A 22,642-nucleotide genomic window follows, 5' to 3' on the forward strand; every position below is an offset into this window, starting at 1 on the left:
CTTAATGTTAGAATAACTAGCTATTTTAAATGAAAACGCCCGGAGATTATGGATAAATTGACCATTCGCCAACCTGATGATTGGCATTTGCACGTCAGAACCGGCAGTATTTTAAAAACGGTGATCGGGCATACTGCCAGGCAGTTCGGTCGCGCCATTATCATGCCGAATTTAAAACCCCCGGTCACCACGGTCGCGCAGGCTTTGCTTTACAGGCAGGAAATTTTGGCCGCTTTGCCGCCAGACTCCACGTTTCAGCCTTTGATGACTTTGTATCTAACGGCAAGTACCTCCGTTGAGGAAATCAAAAAGGTGGCCGATGCCGAGCATGTTCATGCCTTCAAGCTATATCCGGCCGGTGCAACCACCAATTCCGATGCCGGTGTCGCCGACATTGAAGCGGCTTATCCTTTATTTGCGGCGATGGAGCAACACGGCGTACCGCTGTTAATCCACGGTGAAGTGACGGATGCGGAATACGATATTTTTGATCGCGAAAAACTGTTTATCGATAACAAGTTAAGCAAGCTCACCCGGCAATTTCCGGCACTACGCATCGTTGTAGAGCATCTGACGACCCAGGAAGCGGTGCAATTTGTCGAAGCTGTATCCGAGAATATCGCCGCGACTATTACCCCACAGCATTTGCTCTATAACCGCAATGCCATTTTGGCGGGCGGTATCCGGCCGCATTACTATTGTTTGCCCATTTTAAAGCGCGAGCATCATCGCCAAGCCTTGATAAAAGCGGCTACCAGCGGTAATCCCAAATTTTTCCTTGGTACCGATAGCGCGCCGCATTTGACCGGCTTGAAAGAAAATAGCTGCGGTTGCGCCGGTTGTTACAGCGCGCATGCGGCATTGGAATTGTATGCCGAAGCTTTCGAACAGGTTGGCGCACTGGACAAGCTGGAAGGCTTCGCCAGTTTTTATGGTGCGGATTTTTATGGTTTGCCGCGCAACTCTGCGAGCGTTACGTTGGAAAAACAAGCCTGGATCGTGCCGGAAGCCTATGCCAATACCGATGACACTATTACCCCATTACGGGCTGGAGAGAGTTTGCCATGGCGCTTAGTGGCCGCCTGATCCCTTGTGATAAGTGGGGCAATTCAACCCGCTTAACGGTTTGTTTCAACCGATCCTCTCGGCCTTTTGATGTCGGCTTGAGATGTCTCGGGCTTTGTCGGCTGTAATAGTGTTGGCATGAAATTGGCTTAAGCTTTTGTCATAACGCTGGCGTGATTCTGGTCGCTTGGATGACCCATGCCCCGAATCGATATTTTCTCGAAAAATGACCATACCCGATAAACTGATTTACCGCTGGGGCATCCTGCCGCTTTGGCTGCTGTTGTCCGCAAGCGTTTATTTTCGCTCGACCATTCCCATCGATGAAACGCGCTATCTCAGTGTGGCTTGGGAGATGTGGCTGCGCGGCGACTTCCTGGTGCCGTATTTGAATGGCGAAACCTACAGCCATAAACCGCCTTTATTATTTTGGCTGATTCACGCCGGGTGGTGGATATTCGGCGTTAATCAGTGGTGGCCGAGTTTGGTCGGGCCGTTGGCTGCTTTGGCAAATCTGTTGCTGACGCGAAAATTGGCGGAAAAACTTTGGCCGGAGCAAACTGCGGTAGCAATGGCTGCGCCGTGGGTCTTGATTGCAACCTTGCTGTGGACCTTATTCGCCACGTCTATCATGTTTGATATTCTGCTGACTAGCTGGGTGCTGTTGGGAATGCTCGGCTTGCTGGAGGTTGTGCAAGGCGATGAGCGCAAGGGTTGGGTGCTGGTTGCGGCAGCAGTGGGGTTCGGTATTCTAAGTAAAGGGCCTGTGGTTTTTTTGCATCTAATCCCTACCGCAATTTTGGTTGCTGTTTGGGCTCCGCGTTCGATTGTGTTCAGTCGCTGGAGTGCTGGTTTGTTGATCGCGGCCTTGATTGGAGTTTCGATAGCCCTGGTTTGGGCGATTCCGGCTGCCATTGCCGGTGGTGAGCAATACGCCAACGCGATATTGTGGCATCAGACCGCTGATCGCGCAGTCAGCACCAAAATCCATACCCGTTCGCTGTTTTGGTATCTGCCTTTTTTACCGATGTTTTTGTTCCCCTGGTTGTTCTGGCCGCATTTCTGGGGCATTTTGCGCGGCAGCCGATTTTTTAATGATCGCGGTCTACGTTTCTGTCTGGTGTGGCTGGTATCAACCTTTGTGGTGTTCTCGCTGTTGCCCAGCAAGCAGATTCATTATTTGATTCCGATGTTGCCGGCGTTTGCGTTGTTGGTAGCCAGGGTGGTGGCGAATACCCAAAAGCCGAGATTGGGCGGCGAGTGGTTGCTGCCATTGCTGTTCGGCGCAATCGGGGTGTTTTTAGTTTATCTGCCCAAGGTACCGGGTTTGTCGAAATTGAACTGGGTTCAGACTGTGCAGCCGGCATGGGGTTTGAGTGTGTTGGCTATTGCCATGATGTTGGCGCTATTGGTTTGGATTAAGCGCACGTTGTCGGTTGCGGCAATCTCGACTGCGTTGGTGGCGGCAATTTTTGTCGGATTTATATTTTTCTTTCGTTATGCCGGCCCGGCATACGACCTGCAACCCGCTGCGTTAAAAGTGAAAAGCTTTAACGATCAGCATATTCCTTATGTCTATGTTGGCAATTACCAAGGGCAATTCAATTTCTTGGGGCGATTAATCCAGCCACTGCTGGTTTTATCTGCTGAACGGCTTGCCGATTGGGCGGCACAGCATGCGGACGGTTATTTGATTTCCCTGGAAAAAAACCAGCCTAGCGACGTCGTATATCTACTGCCGCATCGGGAATATTGGCTGGTATTTCGGCGCGCGGGGCAGGCTGCTGATGTCAAGCCCCTATAACTCAAACCTGTACAAAATTCTTATCCGTGTATAAGCGTTTGATACAATTCACAACTTTTTCAACTTTTACCAAGATATGAAGATTTCCGTAGTAGTCCCCGTTCACAATGAAACGGACAATGTCGAATTGCTGATCGAGGAAATCCATCGTGCGCTGGGCGATGGGGAAACCTATGAAATGATTTTTGTGGACGACGGTAGTACCGATAACACCGGCCTAAAACTGCAAGGTGCAATGCAGCAATATCCGACTCTGCGCGTGCTGACGCATCAACGCAGTTGCGGACAAAGCCGTGCAGTGCACACCGGGGTGTCGGCGGCGCGTTACCCATGGATTGCCACCTTGGACGGCGACGGCCAGAACGATCCGGCCGATATACCCCATCTGGTCGCGGCCTGGCGCGAGCAAAACGACAGCCAATTGTGGATGCTGGCCGGCTTTCGGCATAAGCGCAACGATACCGGTTGGCGCAAGTTTTCCTCTAAATTTGCCAATGCGGTGCGGCAGTCAATTTTGCATGACGCCACGCCGGATACCGGTTGCGGCTTGAAGTTATTTCTGCGCGATAAGTTTTTGGCCTTGCCTTATTTTGATCATATTCACCGTTTCTTGCCGGCGTTAATCCGGATGGCGGGCGGGAATGTCATTTCCGTAAAAGTAAATCATAGGCCGAGAAATTTTGGCACATCGAAGTACGGAACCTTGGATCGGGCGCTGGTTGGCATCGTCGACTTGCTAGGCGTGGTTTGGTTGAAAAAACGCCATAGCCTGCCGATTGTCAGCGAGATTCAGCGTGGCTAGTTGCTGGTTCAACCCGTTTGTTCCGGAGTATTTTAGGAGTCGTTAACATGGAAAATGGAATCGTTTATTTTTTTACGCATTTGGCGGATAAATGGCAGCACCACTTATCCATCATGGACTCGAATGACATCATTTGGCTCAGCATCGGTTTGGTGGGCCAGACCTTGTTCATGATGCGTTTTATCGTGCAATGGATACACAGCGAGCGGCACCAGAAGAGCATGATTCCGGTAAGTTTTTGGTATTTCAGTTTGTCGGGCGGGGTCATCGTATTGGCTTACGGTATTCACCGAGTGGATCCCGTGATTATTCTGGGTCAATTGCCCGGTACTTTTGTGTATGCCAGAAACCTAATATTAATTCGCCGCGAACATCGCGATGCGTTGGCGGAGATGACCGAGCAAGATCTGGGGACCTAATCGATTTGACTAGCCGGATAACGACATAAGCTATTTTGGCGCAAGGATTTTTCCTAACTATTGAAAACAGACTGAATTTTTACCCTAAACTATGGCCCGTGCAAATGGCGTTTTGGCGAGGTGTGCGATGAGGGTGTTAATTATGCTGGCGATGGTTCTGAGTTATCACTCGGCAAGCGCGGAAGTATTTAAATGTATCGGCAAGGACGGCAAAACCATTTATCAAGCCAAGCCTTGCCAAACCAGCGATAAGACCGTGCAGTTGGATATTCAAGCCAATGAAGCGCAAGAGGCAGCGGCCAAAGCCAAGCTGGAAGCCCTGCAAAACGAACAGGAAGCTGCCAAAGCCGCCAAACTGGAAGCTGAAAGACGCGATGCGATACTGAAAAACCAAACCGAATCGACAAATGCCCTAAAGCAAAGTGCGATTGCTCAGCAGCAGCAAGTTGAAGCGGAACAACGTCAAGCGGCAGCTTTGGAAAGACAAGCGCAACAAAACAGTAATCGGGTGTTGATTGTCGCGCCTCCCACCGCGTTACCGGGCATGCCCGCGCCGGTGACCACCGAAATTTTACGTTAGTCAGTCTCGGGAACCTCATGCTCTGGTTAAAAGCCTTACATTTGATTTTTATGGTGACCTGGTTTGCCGGCTTGTTTTATTTGCCCAGGTTATTTGTTTATCACGCAATGAGCGACGACAGTATCAGCAACGAGCGCTTCAAAGTCATGGAACGCAAACTGTACTACGGCATCATGACGCCGGGCATGATTTGTACCTTTATCTTTGGTGTGTGGATGTTGGGCGATTATGCCTGGATGCTATATGCCGGCAGCGGTTGGCTACATCTAAAGTTGGGTTTGTTGGGCTTGCTGGTGGTTTACCATGTGTTTTGCGGCAAATGGCTGCTGGATTTCAAGCATGATCGCAACCGGCATTCGCATGTGTATTTCCGCTGGATCAACGAGATTCCGGTATTGTTTTTAGTCGCCATAATTTTGCTGGCCGTCGTCAAACCTTTCTAATACATGCCATCCGCGGCATGTCGGCCCCTGAGGCGTGAATGATGCTCACTCAGCTCTGCCAAGCGTTCCGGTGTGCCTATGTCCATCCACAGGCCGGAAAACTTCTCGCCGCTAATCCGCTGTTGTTGCATGGCAAGGTTTAACACCGGTCTCAGTTTTAACGGGGCGACCGGGATGTTGGCAAACAACTTGGGGTGATAAACGCCGATGCCGCTGAAGGTGAGTTTGTTTAAACCTTGTTCCGACAATACACCGTCGGCATTCAGCGAAAAGTCACCTTCCGGGTGATGCGGCGGATTATTGATCATCACCAAATGAGCCAGATCAATGGCTTGGGTTCGCAAGTTGGCCAAGGGATAATCGCAAATAATGTCGGCGTTAAGCACCAGGAACGGCTCATTGCCCAGTAAAGGCAGGGCCTTGGCAATGCCTCCGGCGGTTTCCAGCGCGGTTTCGCCTTCATCTGAATACTCAATCGAAACATTCCAGCGCTTACCATCTCCACAATAGTCTTTAATCTGCGCGCCTAGATGGGCGATGTTGATGACGATTTCGGTAAAGCCGGCGTGTGCCAGGTTTTCCAGGGTGTATTCAATCAGCGCCTTACCGGCGGCTTTCAATAAGGGTTTGGGGGTGTGGTCGGTCAAGGGCCGCATTCTTTCGCCGCGCCCGGCCGCTAAAATCATTGCCTTCATGCAGATGCCTCGACACGCGGCAGCACCTGTTCTTGCAGAAACCGCTGCATCTCGGTTAACTCGGGATAGAGCCCGCAAACCCTGGTGATATAAGCCAAGGTGCGTGGAATGTCGGCCAAATAATCGGATTTTCCATCGCGCAGATGCAGTCTGGCGAAAATACCAACGGCTTTCAGGTGGCGTTGCATGCCCATCAGATCGAACCAGCGTTTGAATTGATTGAAATCGGCTTTCAGCAGTCCGGCTGACAACAGGCGTTGATGATATTGCTGGGCCCAGCTGATGACTTGCTGTTCGGGCCAAGCGATGTAACAGTCGCGCAGCAGCGACACCAAATCGTAGCTGATAGGGCCGACGACGGCGTCTTGAAAGTCGATAACGCCCGGTGAGTTGTGTTCCAGCACCATCAGGTTGCGCGAGTGGAAGTCGCGGTGCACGCAGACTTGCGGCTGTTCAAGTGCCGAATCGATCAAGATAGCGTTGAGAGATGTCGCGAGCGTATGGGGAATCGTAATGCCCAATAGTTTTTCCAAAAACCATTCGTAAAAAATACCGAGTTCCCGCAGTAGCAGAGCGCTGTCGTAAACCGGCAAGCCGCAATCGAGCGGATTTACGCCGGTTTGCAATTTGAACAAGCTGTCCATGGCTTGTCGATACAACAGTTCTGCATCGCCGGTTTGTAAGCGGTCGAGAAAGCTTGTGGAGCCTAAGTCTTCCAGCAACAGAAAACCTTGTCGGCTATTCTGTTGATAGATATTCGGGATATGAATATCGCTCGGTTTCAGCAATCCGGCGATGCGTACGAACGGTTCGGTATTTTCCTTGTCCGGTGGTGCATCCATGGCAATGTGGCAGCCGTCCCGGTGCTCAACTCGGAAATATCGCCTAAAGCTAGCGTCGCTGGAAGCCGGGGTGATTTGTTGTATATCGAGAGCGACGTCGTTATTGAGCCAATCGACAAGCTCCGCCAAGCGGCGGTCTGAGCTGGAAACGTACATTTTTATTAATTGCGGGTCAACCTAAGGTAAAATGATGACAAGCATTTTATTCGATTTCCATTCCGCTAAGTCAATTTAGCCGCATTCGCCAAGACATGAATTATCGGTTTTATACAATTTCTTCAGCATTATTGTTTTTTACGGGCGTCGCCTCTGCTGCCAATAATGCGGCGTGGAATTGTGAGCAAACCAAAAATGGCGAATGGACTTGTCTAAATCAAACACCTGCTGGCAACGAGCCAACTGCTCAGCCGCAAGTGATTAAACCCACCCCGCCCGCCCAAACCCAGCCGGAAACAGTCGCGCAGCCGCCTGTTCCCGTCGTGCCTGCGCCGGTTCAGCAAGCGATCAAACCGGAATCGGAGCCGGAAAAAGTTAAGGTGGTTGAAAAGGCGGTGGAAAAAGCTGTTGCCGAGCCACAAAAGTTGCGGGTTAAAGTCACTGAAAATCAAAAACCGGTGCTGGAAAAAGTCGAGCCCAAAACCGAGACAGCCAATGCCAACACCGGCAAAGTGCCCGGTTGGACTTGCAAAACCGGTGATGATAAGAGCGGTTGGAACTGTAATCTGGTGGGTGCCGATCCGAAAGGCGAGGCCCATGTCGTAGCCGAAGGCAGCGGCAGTGATGAGTCCGGTTCGTCTTGGCTTACGCCGACCTTTGATCGCAAACAAGAGCGGGATTTTCAAACCTTACGGGCCGAGTTTGATAAAGATCCTTGGCAAAGCTGTGAAGTGTGGGGCGCTAAAAAGCGCAAAATCAGAGCCACCTCCGCCGAGGTCCGCGATGCAGCAACTACCGATATTAATGCCGATTTTTCGGAAGTGTTCGACGGCGAAGTGCTTAATTTTGCCGGTAATGTGGATATGGTGCGCGCGGATCAGCATTTGGTTGCCGACAAGGCCAGTTACGATACGGTTGCCGAAACCTTGGACGCACAAGGTAGCGTGTTATACAGCGAAGACCAGCTGGCTTTTTCCAGCGAGACCGCCTCGTTGAGCCTGGGTAAAGACGAAGCACGCTTGCGCAAGGCGCAATTTATCGTCGCGGAGGCGCCGTTTCGCGGCAATGCCGAAGTGGTTTATCGCGAGAGTAAAGGCTTGTCGCGTTATAACGATGCCGCGTTTACCAGTTGTGCGCCGGGCAACCAGGACTGGATTGTGCATGCGTCGCGGATGAAAATTAACCGGGACAGCGGACAAGGTTCAGCGAAAAACGCCTGGCTGGAATTTAAAGGCGTACCGGTGCTGTACACGCCTTATATTTCCTTTCCTACCGACAATCGCCGCCTGTCGGGCCTATTGGCGCCAACTTGGGGTAACACACAGCGGAACGGTTTTGACGTTTCCGTGCCGTTTTATTGGAATATCGCCCCCAACTTCGACGATATCGTCACGCCGCGTTACATGACCAAGCGTGGCGAGCAATTACGTAATAAATTCCGCTATCTGACCGATATATCCAGAGGTACGTTTTCTGCGGAATATATGCCCAACGATCAATTGGTCAACAAGGCCCGTTACTCGGCAAGCTGGAAGGATCAAACCAGTTTGCTACCCGGTTTAAATTCCTTGTTGGATTTGAATTATGTGTCCGACAAAACCTATTTCAACGACTTGAACAATGCCTTGGGTTTCCAAAATACCAGTTATTTGCCCAGTACCGCATTACTGAGTTACGGCGGGGCTGTTGCCGGCACCGCTCTAGGTTTGTCGGTGGGGGCATATCATTATCAATCGGTGGATAAAACCATTCCCGATGCCGCGATGCCCTACGATATGCTGCCTCGCGTCAATTTCAACGTGGCGCATGCGTTTGAAGGTTTGCCGGTTACGCTGGCGATGAATAACGAGTTCACCCATTTTTATCACACCGATCTGGTTAACGGTCAGCGGATTAATATTGCCCCGTCACTCAGCTTGCCATTGGAAAGTAGCGCCGGGTATTTCATCCCGAGAATCACAGGGCAATACACGCAGTATCAATTGAGCAACCAAACCTTAGCCGGGCAGCCCAGTACTATTAGCCGGACCTTGCCGATCTTCTCGGTTAGCAGCGGTATGAATTTCGAAAAAGACCTTAATTTCGGTGGTTCGCAGTATCTGCACACCTTGGAGCCGCAGGCCTTTTACCTGTATATCCCGCGCAAGGATCAAAGCAATATTCCGGTCTTCGATACCGCTCTGTACGATACCAATTTTTACAGCTTGTTCCGGGAAAACCGTTTCGCTGGTGGGGACAGGATTCAGGACGCCAATCAGATCACGCTGGCCACCGTTTCGCGGTTTATCGATTCCAATACCGGTTTGGAGCCTTTAAAAGTCAGTCTGGGACAGATTATGTATTTCCAGGACAGAACCGTGACGATGCCTGGCCAGCCGATTGAGACCAGTAATACCTCCAATTTCGTTGGAGAACTGAGTGGCCAATTCAGTAAACATTGGTCGTATATGACCGGTACCCAGTGGGATCCGGAAGCCAACGGCTTCGCGCGCGGTCAGGTGGCGTTAAAATACAATATGCAACCGAACCAGATTGTGAACCTCGGCTATCGGTACCGTCGTAACCCCTTGGACAGCTTACAAACCATCTCGCAAACCGACGTATCGTTCCGCTTACCTTTGTTTGGCGAATGGTACGGCTTCGGTCGCTGGCAGTACTCTTTGAATTTCGATAAAACCACGGAAAGTTTCATTGGCGTGGAGCGGGAAAACTGTTGCTGGCGCTTCCGTATTCTGGGCAGGCGCTTTATCAACGGTGCCAATACCATCGCCTTTATCGATCCTAGCACCAAACCGGAAACGGCGTTTTTCGTACAGTTGGAACTGAAAGGTCTGTCCAGCTTCGGTGACAATGTCGATACCTTCCTGCAAACCAACCTGAAAGGCTATCGCAAAGCCAGCTATTTTGAGTAAGCAACGCATGATAAAAAATTGGTTAGTGATTTTCTGTTTGCTCCTGTGTGCTTACATGGCTCCGGGTCAGGCCCAGGTGTTGGACCGGATAGTGGCGGTGGTGGAAGAAGATGTGATTCTGGAACGCGAACTGAATAACGAAGTTGGGGCCATCGTCAGTAAATTGCGGAGTAACAATGTAACGATGCCTCCCGAATATGTGCTGCGCAAACAGGTGTTGGAACGCATGGTGGTCGACAAGTTGCAACGGCAACTGGCGGCTAAATCGGGCGTACAGGTCAGCGACGAAATGCTCAGCACTTCAGTTGCTGATATAGCCAGCCGGAACGGCCTGTCTGTTGAAAGTTTTCGTAACGAGTTGGCCAAGCAAGGCATGGACTACAAAGCGTTCGAAGATAATCTCCGCAACGAAATCATCATCAACCAGCTACGTGGTCGGGAAATCGGTTCGCGGGTCAAAGTTACAGATGCCGAAGTGTTGCATTACATGGAAACGCAGAGCAAAGCCGGCCAGAGCAATTCCCAGTATCATTTGGGGCATATTCTGATTGCGGTGTCGGAAGCGGCTTCGGCCTCCGCGATTCAAAAAGCTAAGGACAAGGCCGATCAAGTCATCGCCGATTTACGCGGCGGCAAGGATTTCAAACAAGTTGCGGTTAGTGTCTCCGACGACGATAACGCCTTGAAGGGCGGTGACTTGGGTTGGCGCAGCATCGGCCAGATTCCATCCCTGTTCACGGAAGTCGTGACGACGATGAATCAAGGCGATGTCTCGGAAGCGATCCGCAGTCCCAGCGGTTTTCATATCATTAAAATGCTGGAAACTGAGGGTGCCGGACAGCATATCGTTACCAAAACCAAGGTCAGGCACATTCTGATCAAGACCAATGAATTGGTGGACGACGCCGAAGCGCAGAAGCGTTTGATAGCGCTGAGAGAACGGATCAATGACGGCGACGATTTTGCCAATTTGGCGCGCGCGCATTCCGACGACAAAGGCTCGGCGATTAACGGCGGTTCGCTGGATTGGGTGGGTCCGGGTGCATTAGTGCCGCCTTTTGAGGAAGCGATGAACAAGTTGGCGATTAACGAGATTAGCCAGCCGGTGCAAACCCAGTTCGGTTGGCACATGATCCAGGTCTTGGGGCGCGAAAATCAGGACAACAGCGAGCAATTCAAAAAAGACAAGATTCGCGAGGAAATCCGTAAACGTAAAATCGAGGAAGAAACCGAATTATGGTTGCGGCGCTTGCGCGACGAGGCTTTTGTGGAAATCGATCTGGATAGATTGTAAGGCCCTATGAACGCTTTCTCTGCCGAAAGTCGTAAGGAAGATAAGTTTAAAAGGCGCTTGCAGTGCATAGTCAGCGAAGAAGACCTGACCCAGCAACGGGAGCTGATTCAGCGTACCGCGGCCGAATTGGATATAGACCTATTGACTTGCGCCGCGGCCTTGGTTTACCTAAGCCAACCAAACCTGTATCCCGCGCATACTCAGCAGCCCAGGTTGTTGGTTCCTCTACCGCAACCTCACAGTCGCGGTTCGCATGCAAACGGCAAAATGGTACGTTATCGCCTGGCCGTCGGCAGCCAGCACCAAATCAGTCGCGACGATATTCAAGCGGTATTGGTCGAAGAGTCCGGCGTCGATAAAAAGCGCATTGGCAGGATCGACATTCGCGATACGTATACGTTGGTGGAGTTACCGGACGGCATGCCGGCGGATATTTTTCAGTTATTGACCGAAGCGTCCATAGGACCGCATCGCCTCAACATCAAACGCATCAAACCGAATAAATTCAGGCAAACCCGTAACAACAATCAGCTGGACGAGGAAAACGGCTAATTTCAGCCGTTTTCCTCGTCCAGGTTTGGACTACATCGTCAGGCGAATGCCTATCCAAGCGGCGCGCGGTGCGCCGACCCCAACGAAGCGGCTTTGTTGGTCGCCTGGCAATCCCACGCCGTCAAGTACATCCCCGGTATTGCCCCAGGTGCCGAAATTGGCATATTGGCGGTCGAACAAATTGCTCACTTTACCGAACAGCGCGACGTTTTTGTTGAAGCGGTATTCGCTACGCAAATTAAATACGACGAATCCCGGCAGCTTGGCCGTCAAATTGGCTTCGTCGCCGCGCAGATATTGCGAGCTGTTGTAATTCATATCCATTCCCAGAGTCCAGGCGGAGACGATGTCGAATTCGGTGCTGAACTTGAACTGATGGGCTGGGATGCCGGGTAGCTTGTCGCCGGCCTGTACCTGGATATTGCCGTCGCCATCCGCCAGCGGATTGTTGGGGCTGCTGCCCAGAAACGGCGTTTCGAAGCTGGCATCGATATAGGTGTAATGGCTAGACCAGCGCCAGCGCTCGTAAAAATTACCCGCCAATCCCACTTCTACACCTTGGCGTAAGGTAGAGCCGACATTGTCGAAATAACCGACATTGCTGCCGACACCGCCGGTGCTCTTGAAGATGATGTCGTTATTGTTGATGGTGCGGAATAAAGCCAAATTCCAGTCCATGTAGCCGGGCAGCAAGTTTTTCAACCGGCCGCGCACCCCGGTTTCGAAGGTATTGGCGACTACTTGCTTGAGAGGCGGATCGGATACGAAAGCATTCGGCAAACGGCAAGGGTCGTCCGGGTTGGCGCAGCTTAACTCCATCGGTGTCGGCACCCGCGACGATTCGCTGTAGTTACCGAAAAAGGTCAATTCCGGCATGAAGGCGTAGGTCAGACCCGCCGCCGGATTGAAGCGGTCGAATGAGTGCGAGCCGTTCAGGTCGTCGCCGACATGGTCGCGCAGTTTAATATGGGATTGGTTGTAACGGCCGGAGACGGTCAGATCCAGTTTGTCGGTCAAGGAATAGGTGTCGGTCAAAAATACACCGTAATGATCGGTCTCGGTAGTCAGGCGGACATGGGCGTCTTGCAACGATACCCCGCCCCCGGACACCCCGCGATCAGCGGTTAACGAACCCAGCTGGGTGTCGGCGTGATAGCGGGCGTTGCCGTGGTCGAAACTGGCCCCGCCTACCAGATGGTTGTTGCGGCCGAATATTTTGTGGTCGAAAGCGTTTTGCAAGGCGAAGCCGAACGATTGCTGTAGCGTGCTGGAAGTGTTGATGGTGCCGCCCTCGACCGCTGGTGAGGCAGCTATATTACTGCCGCCTAGATCGAACAAGCCCTCATCGTCCAACTCGCCGCCGGATTCGGCGCACAAAAAGTTGTCCTCGCCAGCGCCTTCATCAATACATTCGCCAAATTCGCTACCATCGCCGTTATAGGTGCCGATCTTATTCCGGCGGTAGTACATCGTACCGGATAATTGATTGTGGTCGTTCAGCCAGGTATCGCCGGCCAGCGACACCAGCATCATCCGGTTGCGGGTAATGTCGGGATGCGTAAATACTTGATCACGGCCGAATGCCAGCATTTCCTGGGGAAGGGCGCCGTTGCCGCGCAAGGTGTTGTCGCTGCCGGCGATGCTTAAGTCCAGGCCGGATTTGACTCCGCGCCAACTCAGGGTGCCGAAGCCTTGTTTGGCTTCGCTCGGGGAGTGGGCGCGCCAGCCTTTTTCGTTGAAATACTTGGCATCAAGGAAATAGCCCCAGGTGCCGTTGTTCCAACCGCTGGTGAGTTCTTCGGAATGGCGGTCCCAGGAGCCGCCTTGGGCTTCGAAACTGTGGCCGGGTGCCGAGAAACCGGTCTTAGTGTTGATGTTGATTGAACCACCCAGCGCATTCAAACCAAACGCCGGGTTCGATGCCGGTTGCAGGCTCATATTCTGTATAGCGCCGTTAGGGATTAAGTCCCAGTTGATCATGTCGCCGAACGGTTCATTGAAACGAATACCGTTGACATACGTTGCCAGGCCTTGCGGCAAGCCCATCAGCGGGGACGCGCTGAAGCCGCGGTATTGCACATCGGGTTGCAGGGGGTTGTTTTGCGCATCGTTGATGTTGACGCTGCCGAGATAGCGGTTCATGTAGTCCGCCAGAGACAGGGCTTGGGCTTCCTGCAATTTTTCGGCTGACACTGTTTGTACGTTCGCCGGAATTTTATTGATATCGACGCCGCCGAATTGTAAAGGCGTTACCGCCACAACTTCCACTTCCTCCAGATTGGTCGCAACTTCCGCGGCTATGGCTTCGGCTAAGGGCAGCATGCTGAACAATGGCAGCACGCCGAGCGCAACTTTTTTCATAAATTTACCTGAGAATACAAAACAAAAGCGGCATGGTAAACAAGCAGGGCCGGGGGTTCCATTGTCGGCAATAAAAAGGAAAAATTCCTGATTTGCATCGCGTCGGCCAATGCCGGAATATTTCAGTCAATAAGGCCCCGACGGGGTAAAATACGCAGTCACGCCGTTTTTCGGCAAGCCCTGTTAATTGCCATAGCGACTATGACTATTCAATATATCAACCGCCCGGATCAACTCGATAGCCTTTGCCAACTGATCAGCCAGGAGCCTTGGATAGCCCTGGATACCGAATTTCTTCGCGAGAAAACCTATTACCCCAAGTTTTGTTTACTGCAAATAGCCGCGCCGGGCTGGGTGGCTTGTGTTGATCCGTTAGCGATTGCCGATTTAACGCCGCTGTTAGAGGCGATTTACAATCCCAATATTGTCAAAGTGTTGCATTCCTGCCGGCAGGATCTGGAAATTTTTTACCAGATTACCGGCAAAATTCCGGGCCCGATTTTCGATACGCAGATTGCCGCGCCGCTGCTGGGGTTTCAGGAGAATCCGGGTTATGCGATGCTGGTATCCAGCTTTTTAAACGTCAATCTCAGCAAAGCGCATACTCGTACCGATTGGTCGGAGCGGCCCTTGAGCCAGGATCAAATCCAGTATGCCGCCGACGATGTGATTTACCTGTGCAAGATCTACAAAATCATGTGCGAGCAATTGGATAAGTTAGGGCGTGCAAATTGGCTGGAAAGTGATTTTGCGCTGTTGAACGATCCGGAGCTGTACCAACTCTCGCCGGAAAATGCCTGGTTGAAGATTCGTGGCAAAAACAAGCTGACCGGTAAGCAATTGTCTATCATGCAAAGCCTTACCGAATGGCGCGAACGTACCGCTCAGCAAGAAAACAAACCCCGCAGTTGGTTGTTGCAGGATGATTTGCTGCTGGAACTTGGCAAATTACAACCCGTGACATTGGCCGATCTAGCCAAGATCCGCAACATCAACGACCGTACCGTCAATCGTTACGGCAAAACGATTTGCGAATTGATCGACAGTGCCAAACAACGTCCGCCCAAACCCTTGGCCGAAAAGGATCAAGCCGGCAAGAAAACCCAACAGCACGAAGCGATACTGGATGTACTCAGCGCGGTGGTCAGAATCCGTGCTGAGGAAAACTCGCTGAATCCCATCATCTTGGCTACCCGCAAGGATCTGGAGCAATTACTGTCCGGCGATGAGGATTGCTTGTTGTTGCACGGCTGGCGTTACAACATGGCCGGCCGGGAGTTGCAGGGCTTATTGCGCGGTGACTTAACCTTGAGCTTGAAGCCGGATGGCGTGGTGATTAGTGCGGTTTAGCATGCGGCGGCCTGCAATAGCCATAATGCTGAATTATTAATCCCCCCGATGTATCGGTGGCCGGCATTTCCGTATAAGCCGGTCTATCGAATAGCAGCGTTTTTATTGACCGGGCTCCCGCCTGTACGGCAGCGAGTGCGATAACGAAGATAACTGCATCGGCGGCGGGGAACGGCTGAGAATCCGCTATGCTGATTTACCGAATTGTTGTTCAAATGTTGCCGCAGGCAGCGGTTTGGCAAACAGATAACCCTGGCCGTAATCGCAGCCGATAGCGGTCAGCAAATCGCGTTGCTGCTCGGTTTCCACACCTTCTGCTATGACTTTCAAGCCCAATTTATGCGCCATAACGATGATGGCTTCGCAAAGTACGAAGTCATTCGAATCCTCCGTTAAATTGCGCACGAACGACTGGTCTATTTTCAAATAATCGATGTCGAATTTTTTCAGATAAGACAACGCGGAATACCCGGTGCCGAAGTCATCTATAGCGACTTGCATGCCGGCGTCGCGGAACGCCATCAAATGATTGTGTACAGACAGATTGGCGTCCAACAGCAAGCCTTCGGTGATTTCCACCACAATACTTTGGCCCGACAATCCCAGTCGATGCAAATAGTTGAACCAGTCTTGAGGGGCATGCTCGGGGCTTTGAAATTGTACCGGCGATTTGTTGACGCTGATTTGAAATTCGGGATGGATCGTGGTGCGCCACGTTTGCACTTGCCGTGCCGCGGTTTCGAATACCCAATCGCCAATTTCTCTGATTAGACCGGTTTCTTCCGCCAGCGGTATAAATTCTGCCGGGTTAATCAAGCCACGTTTTGGGTGATGCCAGCGCAGCAAGGCTTCCGCTTTATGCACTTCGCCGCTCAGCAAGTCGACGATGGGTTGATAGCACAGCAAAAATTGCGTATTGGCCAGCGCCGTACGTAAGTCGCCGAGCATTGCGGCGCGGGCTTCCAGCGCGTCCTGTAAGGCTTGGGTAAAGAAATGGTAGTTGTTACGGCCCTGGTTTTTAGCAGCGTACATGGCCTGATCGGCATTCTTTTGTAATTGGCTTAAGTCGGTGCTGTCGTTTGGATAAAACGTGATGCCGATACTCGCAGAGACATAAGCCAGTTCGCCGTCCAAGCTAAACGGTGCACTGAGTTTTTGCAGCAGGTTTTTAGCTATCGGTTCGGACACTTCGATACAGTCCAACTCGCTCAAGATAATTGTGAATTCGTCGCCCCCCAAGCGCGCCACGGTATCGGACTCCCGCACGCAGGTCTGTAAACGCCGCGCGGTTTCCTTCAGTAAGTTGTCGCCCATATCGTGGCCCAGCGTATCGTTGATTTCCTTGAAGCGGTCCAGGTCGATAAACAACAGTGCAAATAATTGGCCCATGCGGTGGGCTTTTTTGATTTCCAGTTCCAGGCGGTCGCGGAACATCCGCCGATTAGGTAGGCCGGTGAGCGGGTCGAAGTTGGCTTGTCGCCAAATTTGTTCCTCGGACTGTTTACGCTGAGTGATGTCGGAAAACAGGGCGACCCGGCGTAGCGGCTTGCCTTCCGCATCATAAATGGTGTTGATGGCTAGCTCTTCGACAAACAAGTGACCATCCTTACAGCGATTTTTTATTTCTCCGCGCCACGCACCGGTCGTTTGCAACGTGGTCCATAATTCTCGGTAAAACCCCGTATCATGTTCGCCGGAACTGAGAATATGGGGATTTTTACCGACAACTTCAGCCTCCGTATACCCAGTCATCTTGGTAAATGCGGGGTTGACGCTGAGGATGGTGTTATCGCTATCCACCACTATCATCGCTTCACTGCTGTTGTGATAAACCAGGGCCGCCAGCCGCAGGTTCTCTTCGGTTTTGCGCAACTCGCTGATGTCGCGGGCAAAACCAACCGTACCCAGTAACTGACCTTGCTCATCCATTACAGGCGCTTTATAGGTCTCGAACCATTTGCGCACGCCGCGATCGACAATTTCCTCTTCGACAATCAATTTGTCTCGCAAAGCCATCACGCGCCGGTCATCGGCGACGTAGCTTTCGGCCAGTTCCGACGGGGCAATGTCGAAATCGTTTTTGCCCGCCAGCGCCTCCGGGTTGACCGCGGAAAATACGTTGGCGAACTCCTGGTTGACGGCCAGCAGGCGGCTATCGGTATCTTTTAGCCAAATCGCATGCGGAATGTTATCCAGCAATGCGCGTTGATAGTATTCTTTCTTTTGCAGCGCTTGTTCCGTACGATGTTGATTACTGATGTCGCGAAAACTCCAGACGCGGCCGACAATTTTGTCGGCGATACTTTGTGGCTTGGAATAGCGTTCAAAAATCCGGCCATCGGTAAACTCGATCAGATCGTAACTTTCTGCCGCGGGGTGATTGTAAAGAGCCTGAACTTTGTCGAAAAACGCATCGGGATTTTTTAGCTGCTTAACGGCTAAATGCAAAAGTTTTATATCGTCTTTATCTTCTCCAACAGCCGTGCTGGGCAACTGCCACAGTTCAAAAAAACGCTGATTGTAAGTAACGATCTGACCTTGCAGGCTGACCACCAAAATGCCGTCGGCCGTGGCTTCTAGCGTAGCCTTTAGCAAGGAAACCGATTGGGCTAAAGCGTCTTCGCGGACTTTGTTTTCGGTAATGTCTTCGTAGATCCCCAAAATGCCGATCATTGCATGATCGGAATTGCGCAAAGGTATTTTCGAGGTGCGTAGCCAAATGGTATTGCCGGCAGGTGTGGTTTGGGGTTCTTCATACGCCAGTTTGCCTACCCCCGATGTTATCACTTGGCGATCATCTGCTTGATAACTTGCGGCTTGATCTCGCCAATTCAATTGACTGTCGTCCTTGCCGATTAACTCGCTGGAGCTGGATTGTCCGGCATCGCCGGCAAATAGCGCGTTACAGCCCAAATAGCGAGAATTTAGGTCTTTCCAGAATACACGGATTGGTAAGGTTTCCAGGATGGTCTGCAACAGTAAATGGGATTCGGTCAGTGCTTTTTCGGATTTTAGTTGCTCGGTAATATCGAACAAAATGGCCAGATTGTCTCCGACATACGATTCGCCCAGTGATACCGAGCCGGCGAGCACCGTGCGCCGTTCGCCGTGTTTGCAATGAATTTCCGCTTGGAGGGTTTCGAAACTTTGCACGCGACGGGATTTATCAGTCAACTCCAGCCAGGTTTCCATAATGTTTTGGCGGTAGGCGGGGTTGGGATAGGCTTTGGGCCACCATTCGTCAAGCGTTTTAATGTCTTCCAAGGTGTAACCGAAAGCTTTGCTGAAAGCCGGATTTAGCAATGTGAACTTGCCTTCGGCGTTGTAAATGGCCTGGGGTACTGGCGAGTAGTCGATGATAGCCTTCAAACGTTTTTCGCTATCGCTCAGTCCTGAGGTAATCAGCTGCTGCTTGTGCAGAGTAAGTGCCAAAGTGGTGCCGGTCCAGGACAGTACCAATATATAAAACCAAAGATTCAGCAATTCGCTTTTCTCGAAGTCGTCGCCGAAAAAGCCCAGATGATGTGCGGCACCGAATAGCGCTTGGATGGTAATCAAGCTGGAAATCAGGGTCACGCCATGGCGATTGAAACGGAGGGCGGCCCAAATGGCAAACAGAAACATCCAGTAACCGCGGGCGATTTTGCCAAAGACAGGCTGGAAAGCTTCGAGGAATACTACTTGGCCGGCGAACAGGGCAACAATGATCAGCAGCAACGCTTCCAGGCCGCGCTTTTCAGCAAACCATTGCTTTGGCCAATTTCGCCAAACCAATAATATCGGGGTGGTCGTGACAATACCGAAAGCATCCGCCATCCACCAATGTAAAATCGCTTGCGGCATAGCCGCTAGCGGTATGAAGCCGGCCTGATGTAAAGCCAAAGGGCCAATGCCTGCACTGATCAACGAGCAAGCGGCGCCGGTTAGGGTTAGCCAGATAAAGTGGCCTGGCTCGGTTAAGTCTAAAGAAAAACGCTGTTGGTGTTTTAGCAGGTAGGCGGCTGTCACCGATTCCAGTGTGTTGCCCGTTGCAATGGCAAAAGACAGTGGGAGCGAGTCGTCTACCATCAAGCCGGCGGCGAACGCGCCCAGAAATATGCCTGGCCAATAGCAAAGGCCTTTCAGCAATAAGGCGGCCAATCCCAATCCGCCGGAAAACCACACCAGGGTGATGTTACCGGTCTCTGAGAAATAAGACAGTACAATTTTGGCTAATAGGCAATACAGCCCCGCCAAGCCGAGTATTGCCGCAACGTCTAGCCAGCGGTAATTGGGAAATGCCATGAATCGCTGCAAGTCTGGAATTTGGCTAAAGTTGGGGGAGCAAACCCGCAGCCAGCAAGCTTTCGTAGGCTTTATAAGCCGCAACTGCCGATAAAATCAGGAAAAACACGCCGCTGCCTTTATGCAGCAAGGACAAGGGGATTTTCTGCAACACGGTGCGGCCAGCCAGCACGCCCAGTGCGGACGTAAACGCCAGCGCCAGCGTCGAGCCCAGCCACACTGCAATCGGTTGCGCGGTACTGCTGAATGCCACGACGGCCAATTGAGTTTTATCGCCAAATTCGGCGACGGTGATCAATAAAAAGGTCGTAAAAAAAATGCCGTGCCCGCTTTTCTCGACGATTTCCTCGTCGTCATCGTCTTCGTCGTGGTTGAGCAAAGCATGCAGACCGAATGCCGCAAACAGCAGGGCGACGGTGGCCGCGACCAGATATTCCGGTAACCATGTCGCAATCGCCGCACCAAAAACCACCGCCAAAGTGTTCAGCAGCGCGAACGCGGCAATCGCTCCTAATAACACCGGAGTCGGTCTGTGCTTGGAGGCCAGGGTCATGCATACCAGTTGGCTTTTATCGCCAATTTCTGCGGCGGCTATCAGTGCAAAGCTGGTGCCGCCGGTCGCGAGCAATTCCGCAAAGTTTAAGGTGCTTATTTGGGTGATGAATGCGATTAGGTATTCCATTCGGCACTGAGGAGTTTGATCGGAAGATAAAACACCCAAAAAGCTGCTGCTTTTTGGGTGGCGCACTTGGTTTAGGCGGTGTTTATGTCAGTATTTTGTCCAGGATCATCATGATGATGAAACCGGCCATTAATGAAAATGTCGCGATGCGCGAGCGGCCTTTGGCGTGCGTCTCCGGGATGATTTCTTCGCTGATGACGAACAACATCGCACCGGCCGCAAAACCCATTGCAATCGGCAATATCGACGAAAACACCGTGACCATGGTAATGCCCAATAGGCCGCCCACCGGTTCCACCAAGCCTGTCAACGTGGCGATGGCGACGGCTTTCCATTTGTTGTAACCCAGGCCGACTAGGGGCAGGGCGACTGCCAGGCCTTCCGGCAAATTTTGCAAGGCAATGGCAATAGACAACACCAAGCCATTGTTCATATCGCCGGAGCCAAAGCTGACGCCGACCGACATGCCTTCCGGGAAATTATGGATGGTGATGGCGATGATGAATAAAGAGATTTTTTGCAGCGAATCCAGGGAATGATCGCTGACTGAATCAAAATGCAGATGCGGCAATCGACTGTCGGCAAAATGTAAAAACAGCGCGCCTATCAGCATGCCGGCCGATACGATCCATAAGCCTTTGCCGGGCCAGATTTGCTCACCGTAATCCAAGCCGGGCACCAGTAGTGAAAACGCGGTGGCCGCCAGCATTACGCCCGCTGCGGCGCCCAGCAAGCCGTTGAATAGCCGGTCGGAAATATTTTTAAAGAACAAGGCCGGCAAGGCGCCGATGCCGGTAGCCAATCCAGCCAGCACGCTGGCCAGAAAGCCGATCACCACTACTTTGTCAAAAATAAGGTACAGGCTGCCGAATACCAAAAGCTGGGAAAGCAAAAACAAACCGATAAATACCCCCCAGCGTTGCATCAGCGGTAAGGTCATCACATGCAGGTATTTAGGATGGGCTTGCAAGCGAAGATAATAGTCTTCGAGCGTTTTTTGAATATTCAGCATATTTTTACCTTTATTGTTCTTGTGGCTAAAGCCAGGATTATACTGAATTCATGCGAATTGCCGATTTTTACCCACAATGTTTGCGGGGAGTTTCTCGGTTATCGGTAGATAACACGCCGTCTTTGCACAGGACGCCGCGGCTGTCCGCCTGCGGCGATAAAATAGCCCAGGTTGTGTCCTGGGCAGGTTTCGATTTACAGTGCCGGTTTGGGCGGCCATGATGTGGCTTGGTCCGGTATTTCGGCGTTTTTCAGGAGTTCGACAGAATGAAGGTTTTGCAAGGTTTTACAGCAGTCGGTGTTCTCGCGGTCATCAGCGCTTGCGCACCGGTTCAACAGCAGGTTTCAGATCAGACTTTTGCCTTGGGCGGGTCGCCAGCCGGTTATGGTGCAGCAGGTTCTATCGCCGGTGCGGTGGGGCAGGCCAACCAACTAGGGTTAATCGATATTCTGGTTGGGCAATTGGGCATCAGCCCGCAGCAAGCGCTGGGCGGCGTGGGGTCAATTTTTTCAGTGGCGCAGCAACGCATGAATCCCGGTGACTTTTCGCAATTGAGCAATGCCGTACCGGACATGGACCGCTATTTGTCCTCGGTACCGCAACAGGTTTCCACTTCCGGCTCGCAATCTTTGCTGGGCGCTGCGGGCGGGTTAATGGGCGGGCAACTCGGCAGTCTGGCGAATTTAGCCGGATCGTTTCAATCTTTGGGTATGAATCCGTCCATGGTCAGCCAGTTTGTGCCGGTGGTTTTACAATATGTGCAAAACCAAAGCGGTGCTGGGGCTATGAGTTTGCTTCAGCACGCTTTATATTGAACTGCGCGCCCACTTTCCGGTTTGGGCCCCGCTTCTCCGCTCGCGAATATCGTCGTTTGCGCCCAGGCGGGAATGACGACACCAGAAGATATAAGGGCCTGGTGAATGAAATGGCGTGGACCTCAATCTAATTTTTACAATCACAGACTAAAAAATCATGGAAATATTATTGATAGGCGCCGTTTTGATGATCTTCGCCATTTTGTTATCCGCATGGCTGATGACTTTTGCCAAATGGTTTCCGATCAAAGGCATAGACGGCGAGTTTTTAAAAGACTACAAAACCCTGATTCGGGCGCATGTGGACTTTGCGTTGATGGCGCTGTTTTGCCTGGGCTTTTACGGCACAAAAGTGCCGCTGCCCGTAACCGCTTGTTGGTTGGTCGTGATCGGCGGCTTGACCAATCCCGGCGTGTTTGTGGTGGCGGCATTCGATCCGGATTTTTGGTCCAAGCCGATATGGCGGATCTATTCCGCTTTGAGTTTTGTCGTCACCACCCTTGGTTTTGGCTGGATTGGCCTCACTTTACTGAATCATGCTTTGTCGGCATGACCCATGGAGCCGGCTGTAAAA

Annotated in this window: 18 protein-coding genes; 12 read left to right on the top strand and 6 right to left on the bottom strand. The window is 51.8% G+C overall.

Translation table 11 applies throughout. The features are described 5' to 3' along the window. Positions 1 to 48: 48 nt before the first annotated feature. From pyrC to hemJ, 6 genes are all read left to right on the top strand, one after another. Positions 49 to 1,086 (top strand): dihydroorotase, encoded by a 1,038-nt coding sequence (gene pyrC / locus ACR02O_RS09145; RefSeq protein ID WP_458136951.1) that lies wholly within the window; start codon positions 49 to 51, stop codon positions 1,084 to 1,086. A 205-nt stretch (positions 1,087 to 1,291) separates the two neighbouring features. Beyond that, complete coding sequence (locus tag ACR02O_RS09150; RefSeq protein ID WP_458136952.1) at positions 1,292 to 2,869, top strand: ArnT family glycosyltransferase; 1,578 nt, start codon at positions 1,292 to 1,294, stop codon at positions 2,867 to 2,869. A gap of 76 nt (positions 2,870 to 2,945) precedes the next feature. Continuing rightward, a complete protein-coding gene (locus ACR02O_RS09155) occupies positions 2,946 to 3,671 on the top strand; it encodes a glycosyltransferase family 2 protein (RefSeq protein ID WP_458136953.1) in 726 nt (241 codons plus the stop codon). A 47-nt stretch (positions 3,672 to 3,718) separates the two neighbouring features. Next, complete coding sequence (locus ACR02O_RS09160; RefSeq protein ID WP_033155518.1) at positions 3,719 to 4,090, top strand: lipid-A-disaccharide synthase N-terminal domain-containing protein; 372 nt, start codon at positions 3,719 to 3,721, stop codon at positions 4,088 to 4,090. A gap of 127 nt (positions 4,091 to 4,217) precedes the next feature. Further along, positions 4,218 to 4,670, top strand: a complete 453-nt coding sequence (locus ACR02O_RS09165) for a DUF4124 domain-containing protein (protein ID WP_458136954.1) — start codon at positions 4,218 to 4,220, stop codon at positions 4,668 to 4,670. 17 nt (positions 4,671 to 4,687) lie between these two features. Further along, positions 4,688 to 5,113 (top strand): protoporphyrinogen oxidase HemJ, encoded by a 426-nt coding sequence (gene hemJ / locus ACR02O_RS09170; RefSeq protein WP_458136955.1) that lies wholly within the window; start codon positions 4,688 to 4,690, stop codon positions 5,111 to 5,113. Here the strand turns inward: hemJ and murU are convergent. Together murU and ACR02O_RS09180 are read right to left on the bottom strand one after the other, a co-directional pair. Continuing rightward, positions 5,110 to 5,808: an N-acetylmuramate alpha-1-phosphate uridylyltransferase MurU gene (gene murU, locus ACR02O_RS09175; protein WP_458136956.1), complete on the bottom strand. Its 699-nt coding sequence runs from the start codon at positions 5,806 to 5,808 to the stop codon at positions 5,110 to 5,112. The genes hemJ and murU overlap by 4 nt on opposite strands. Then, positions 5,805 to 6,806 (bottom strand): aminoglycoside phosphotransferase family protein, encoded by a 1,002-nt coding sequence (locus ACR02O_RS09180; RefSeq protein WP_458136957.1) that lies wholly within the window; start codon positions 6,804 to 6,806, stop codon positions 5,805 to 5,807. The genes murU and ACR02O_RS09180 overlap by 4 nt, the downstream gene beginning before the upstream one ends. A 257-nt stretch (positions 6,807 to 7,063) precedes the next feature. On the opposite strand from ACR02O_RS09180, the gene ACR02O_RS09185 reads away from it, so the two are divergent. The 3 genes from ACR02O_RS09185 to ACR02O_RS09195 are packed head-to-tail and all read left to right on the top strand — an operon-like array spanning position 7,064 to position 11,564. Beyond that, positions 7,064 to 9,718, top strand: coding sequence for an LPS-assembly protein LptD (locus tag ACR02O_RS09185; protein WP_494523238.1), 2,655 nt, complete (start codon positions 7,064 to 7,066; stop codon positions 9,716 to 9,718). 7 nt (positions 9,719 to 9,725) lie between these two features. After that, a complete protein-coding gene (locus ACR02O_RS09190) occupies positions 9,726 to 11,012 on the top strand; it encodes a peptidylprolyl isomerase (RefSeq protein WP_458136959.1) in 1,287 nt (428 codons plus the stop codon). 6 nt (positions 11,013 to 11,018) lie between these two features. Next, positions 11,019 to 11,564, top strand: a complete 546-nt coding sequence (locus ACR02O_RS09195; protein WP_494523239.1) for a DbpA RNA binding domain-containing protein — start codon at positions 11,019 to 11,021, stop codon at positions 11,562 to 11,564. A 30-nt stretch (positions 11,565 to 11,594) separates the two neighbouring features. On the opposite strand, the gene ACR02O_RS09200 is transcribed toward ACR02O_RS09195, so the two are convergent. Further along, positions 11,595 to 13,925: a TonB-dependent receptor gene (locus ACR02O_RS09200; RefSeq protein WP_494523240.1), complete on the bottom strand. Its 2,331-nt coding sequence runs from the start codon at positions 13,923 to 13,925 to the stop codon at positions 11,595 to 11,597. Between the two features lie 201 nt (positions 13,926 to 14,126). Between ACR02O_RS09200 and rnd the strand changes: the two genes are divergently transcribed. Continuing rightward, positions 14,127 to 15,275 (top strand): ribonuclease D, encoded by a 1,149-nt coding sequence (gene rnd, locus ACR02O_RS09205; RefSeq protein WP_205450934.1) that lies wholly within the window; start codon positions 14,127 to 14,129, stop codon positions 15,273 to 15,275. A gap of 186 nt (positions 15,276 to 15,461) precedes the next feature. Here the strand turns inward: rnd and ACR02O_RS09210 are convergent, their stop codons facing one another. The 3 genes from ACR02O_RS09210 to ACR02O_RS09220 all read right to left on the bottom strand — a co-directional run bounded on the left by ACR02O_RS09210 (position 15,462) and on the right by ACR02O_RS09220 (position 21,253). Further along, positions 15,462 to 19,559 carry an EAL domain-containing protein gene (locus ACR02O_RS09210; RefSeq protein WP_494523241.1) on the bottom strand — a complete coding sequence of 1,366 codons (4,098 nt, stop codon included), beginning with the start codon at positions 19,557 to 19,559 and terminating at the stop codon, positions 15,462 to 15,464. 25 nt (positions 19,560 to 19,584) lie between these two features. Further along, the gene (locus tag ACR02O_RS09215; RefSeq protein ID WP_494523242.1) at positions 19,585 to 20,241 is read right to left on the bottom strand and encodes a TMEM165/GDT1 family protein; all 657 of its coding nucleotides are present in this window, start codon (positions 20,239 to 20,241) and stop codon (positions 19,585 to 19,587) included. 82 nt (positions 20,242 to 20,323) lie between these two features. Beyond that, the gene (locus ACR02O_RS09220) at positions 20,324 to 21,253 is read right to left on the bottom strand and encodes a ZIP family metal transporter (protein ID WP_494523243.1); all 930 of its coding nucleotides are present in this window, start codon (positions 21,251 to 21,253) and stop codon (positions 20,324 to 20,326) included. Between the two features lie 266 nt (positions 21,254 to 21,519). On the opposite strand from ACR02O_RS09220, the gene ACR02O_RS09225 reads away from it, so the two are divergent. Further along, a complete protein-coding gene (locus ACR02O_RS09225) occupies positions 21,520 to 22,068 on the top strand; it encodes a DUF2780 domain-containing protein (RefSeq protein ID WP_494523244.1) in 549 nt (182 codons plus the stop codon). A 157-nt stretch (positions 22,069 to 22,225) separates the two neighbouring features. Continuing rightward, positions 22,226 to 22,621: a hypothetical protein gene (locus ACR02O_RS09230; RefSeq protein WP_415880287.1), complete on the top strand. Its 396-nt coding sequence runs from the start codon at positions 22,226 to 22,228 to the stop codon at positions 22,619 to 22,621. Positions 22,622 to 22,642: the final 21 nt, after the last annotated feature.

Source organism: Methylomonas sp. PHL2-19, from assembly GCF_059331595.1.

Bases quoted from the DNA above. Each gene is read 5' to 3' on its own strand.
- ACR02O_RS09215 (WP_494523242.1), bottom strand. From the start codon at position 20,241: ATGGAATACCTAATCGCATTCATCACCCAAATAAGCACCTTAAACTTT.
- ACR02O_RS09210 (WP_494523241.1), bottom strand. From the start codon at position 19,559: ATGGCATTTCCCAATTACCGCTGGCTAGACGTTGCGGCAATACTCGGC.
- ACR02O_RS09180 (WP_458136957.1), bottom strand. From the start codon at position 6,806: ATGTACGTTTCCAGCTCAGACCGCCGCTTGGCGGAGCTTGTCGATTGG.
- ACR02O_RS09190 (WP_458136959.1), top strand. From the start codon at position 9,726: ATGATAAAAAATTGGTTAGTGATTTTCTGTTTGCTCCTGTGTGCTTAC.
- ACR02O_RS09160 (WP_033155518.1), top strand. From the start codon at position 3,719: ATGGAAAATGGAATCGTTTATTTTTTTACGCATTTGGCGGATAAATGG.
- murU (WP_458136956.1), bottom strand. From the start codon at position 5,808: ATGAAGGCAATGATTTTAGCGGCCGGGCGCGGCGAAAGAATGCGGCCC.
- ACR02O_RS09225 (WP_494523244.1), top strand. From the start codon at position 21,520: ATGAAGGTTTTGCAAGGTTTTACAGCAGTCGGTGTTCTCGCGGTCATC.
- rnd (WP_205450934.1), top strand. From the start codon at position 14,127: ATGACTATTCAATATATCAACCGCCCGGATCAACTCGATAGCCTTTGC.
- ACR02O_RS09220 (WP_494523243.1), bottom strand. From the start codon at position 21,253: ATGCTGAATATTCAAAAAACGCTCGAAGACTATTATCTTCGCTTGCAA.
- pyrC (WP_458136951.1), top strand. From the start codon at position 49: ATGGATAAATTGACCATTCGCCAACCTGATGATTGGCATTTGCACGTC.
- ACR02O_RS09150 (WP_458136952.1), top strand. From the start codon at position 1,292: ATGACCATACCCGATAAACTGATTTACCGCTGGGGCATCCTGCCGCTT.
- ACR02O_RS09165 (WP_458136954.1), top strand. From the start codon at position 4,218: ATGAGGGTGTTAATTATGCTGGCGATGGTTCTGAGTTATCACTCGGCA.
- ACR02O_RS09155 (WP_458136953.1), top strand. From the start codon at position 2,946: ATGAAGATTTCCGTAGTAGTCCCCGTTCACAATGAAACGGACAATGTC.
- ACR02O_RS09200 (WP_494523240.1), bottom strand. From the start codon at position 13,925: ATGAAAAAAGTTGCGCTCGGCGTGCTGCCATTGTTCAGCATGCTGCCC.
- hemJ (WP_458136955.1), top strand. From the start codon at position 4,688: ATGCTCTGGTTAAAAGCCTTACATTTGATTTTTATGGTGACCTGGTTT.
- ACR02O_RS09195 (WP_494523239.1), top strand. From the start codon at position 11,019: ATGAACGCTTTCTCTGCCGAAAGTCGTAAGGAAGATAAGTTTAAAAGG.
- ACR02O_RS09230 (WP_415880287.1), top strand. From the start codon at position 22,226: ATGGAAATATTATTGATAGGCGCCGTTTTGATGATCTTCGCCATTTTG.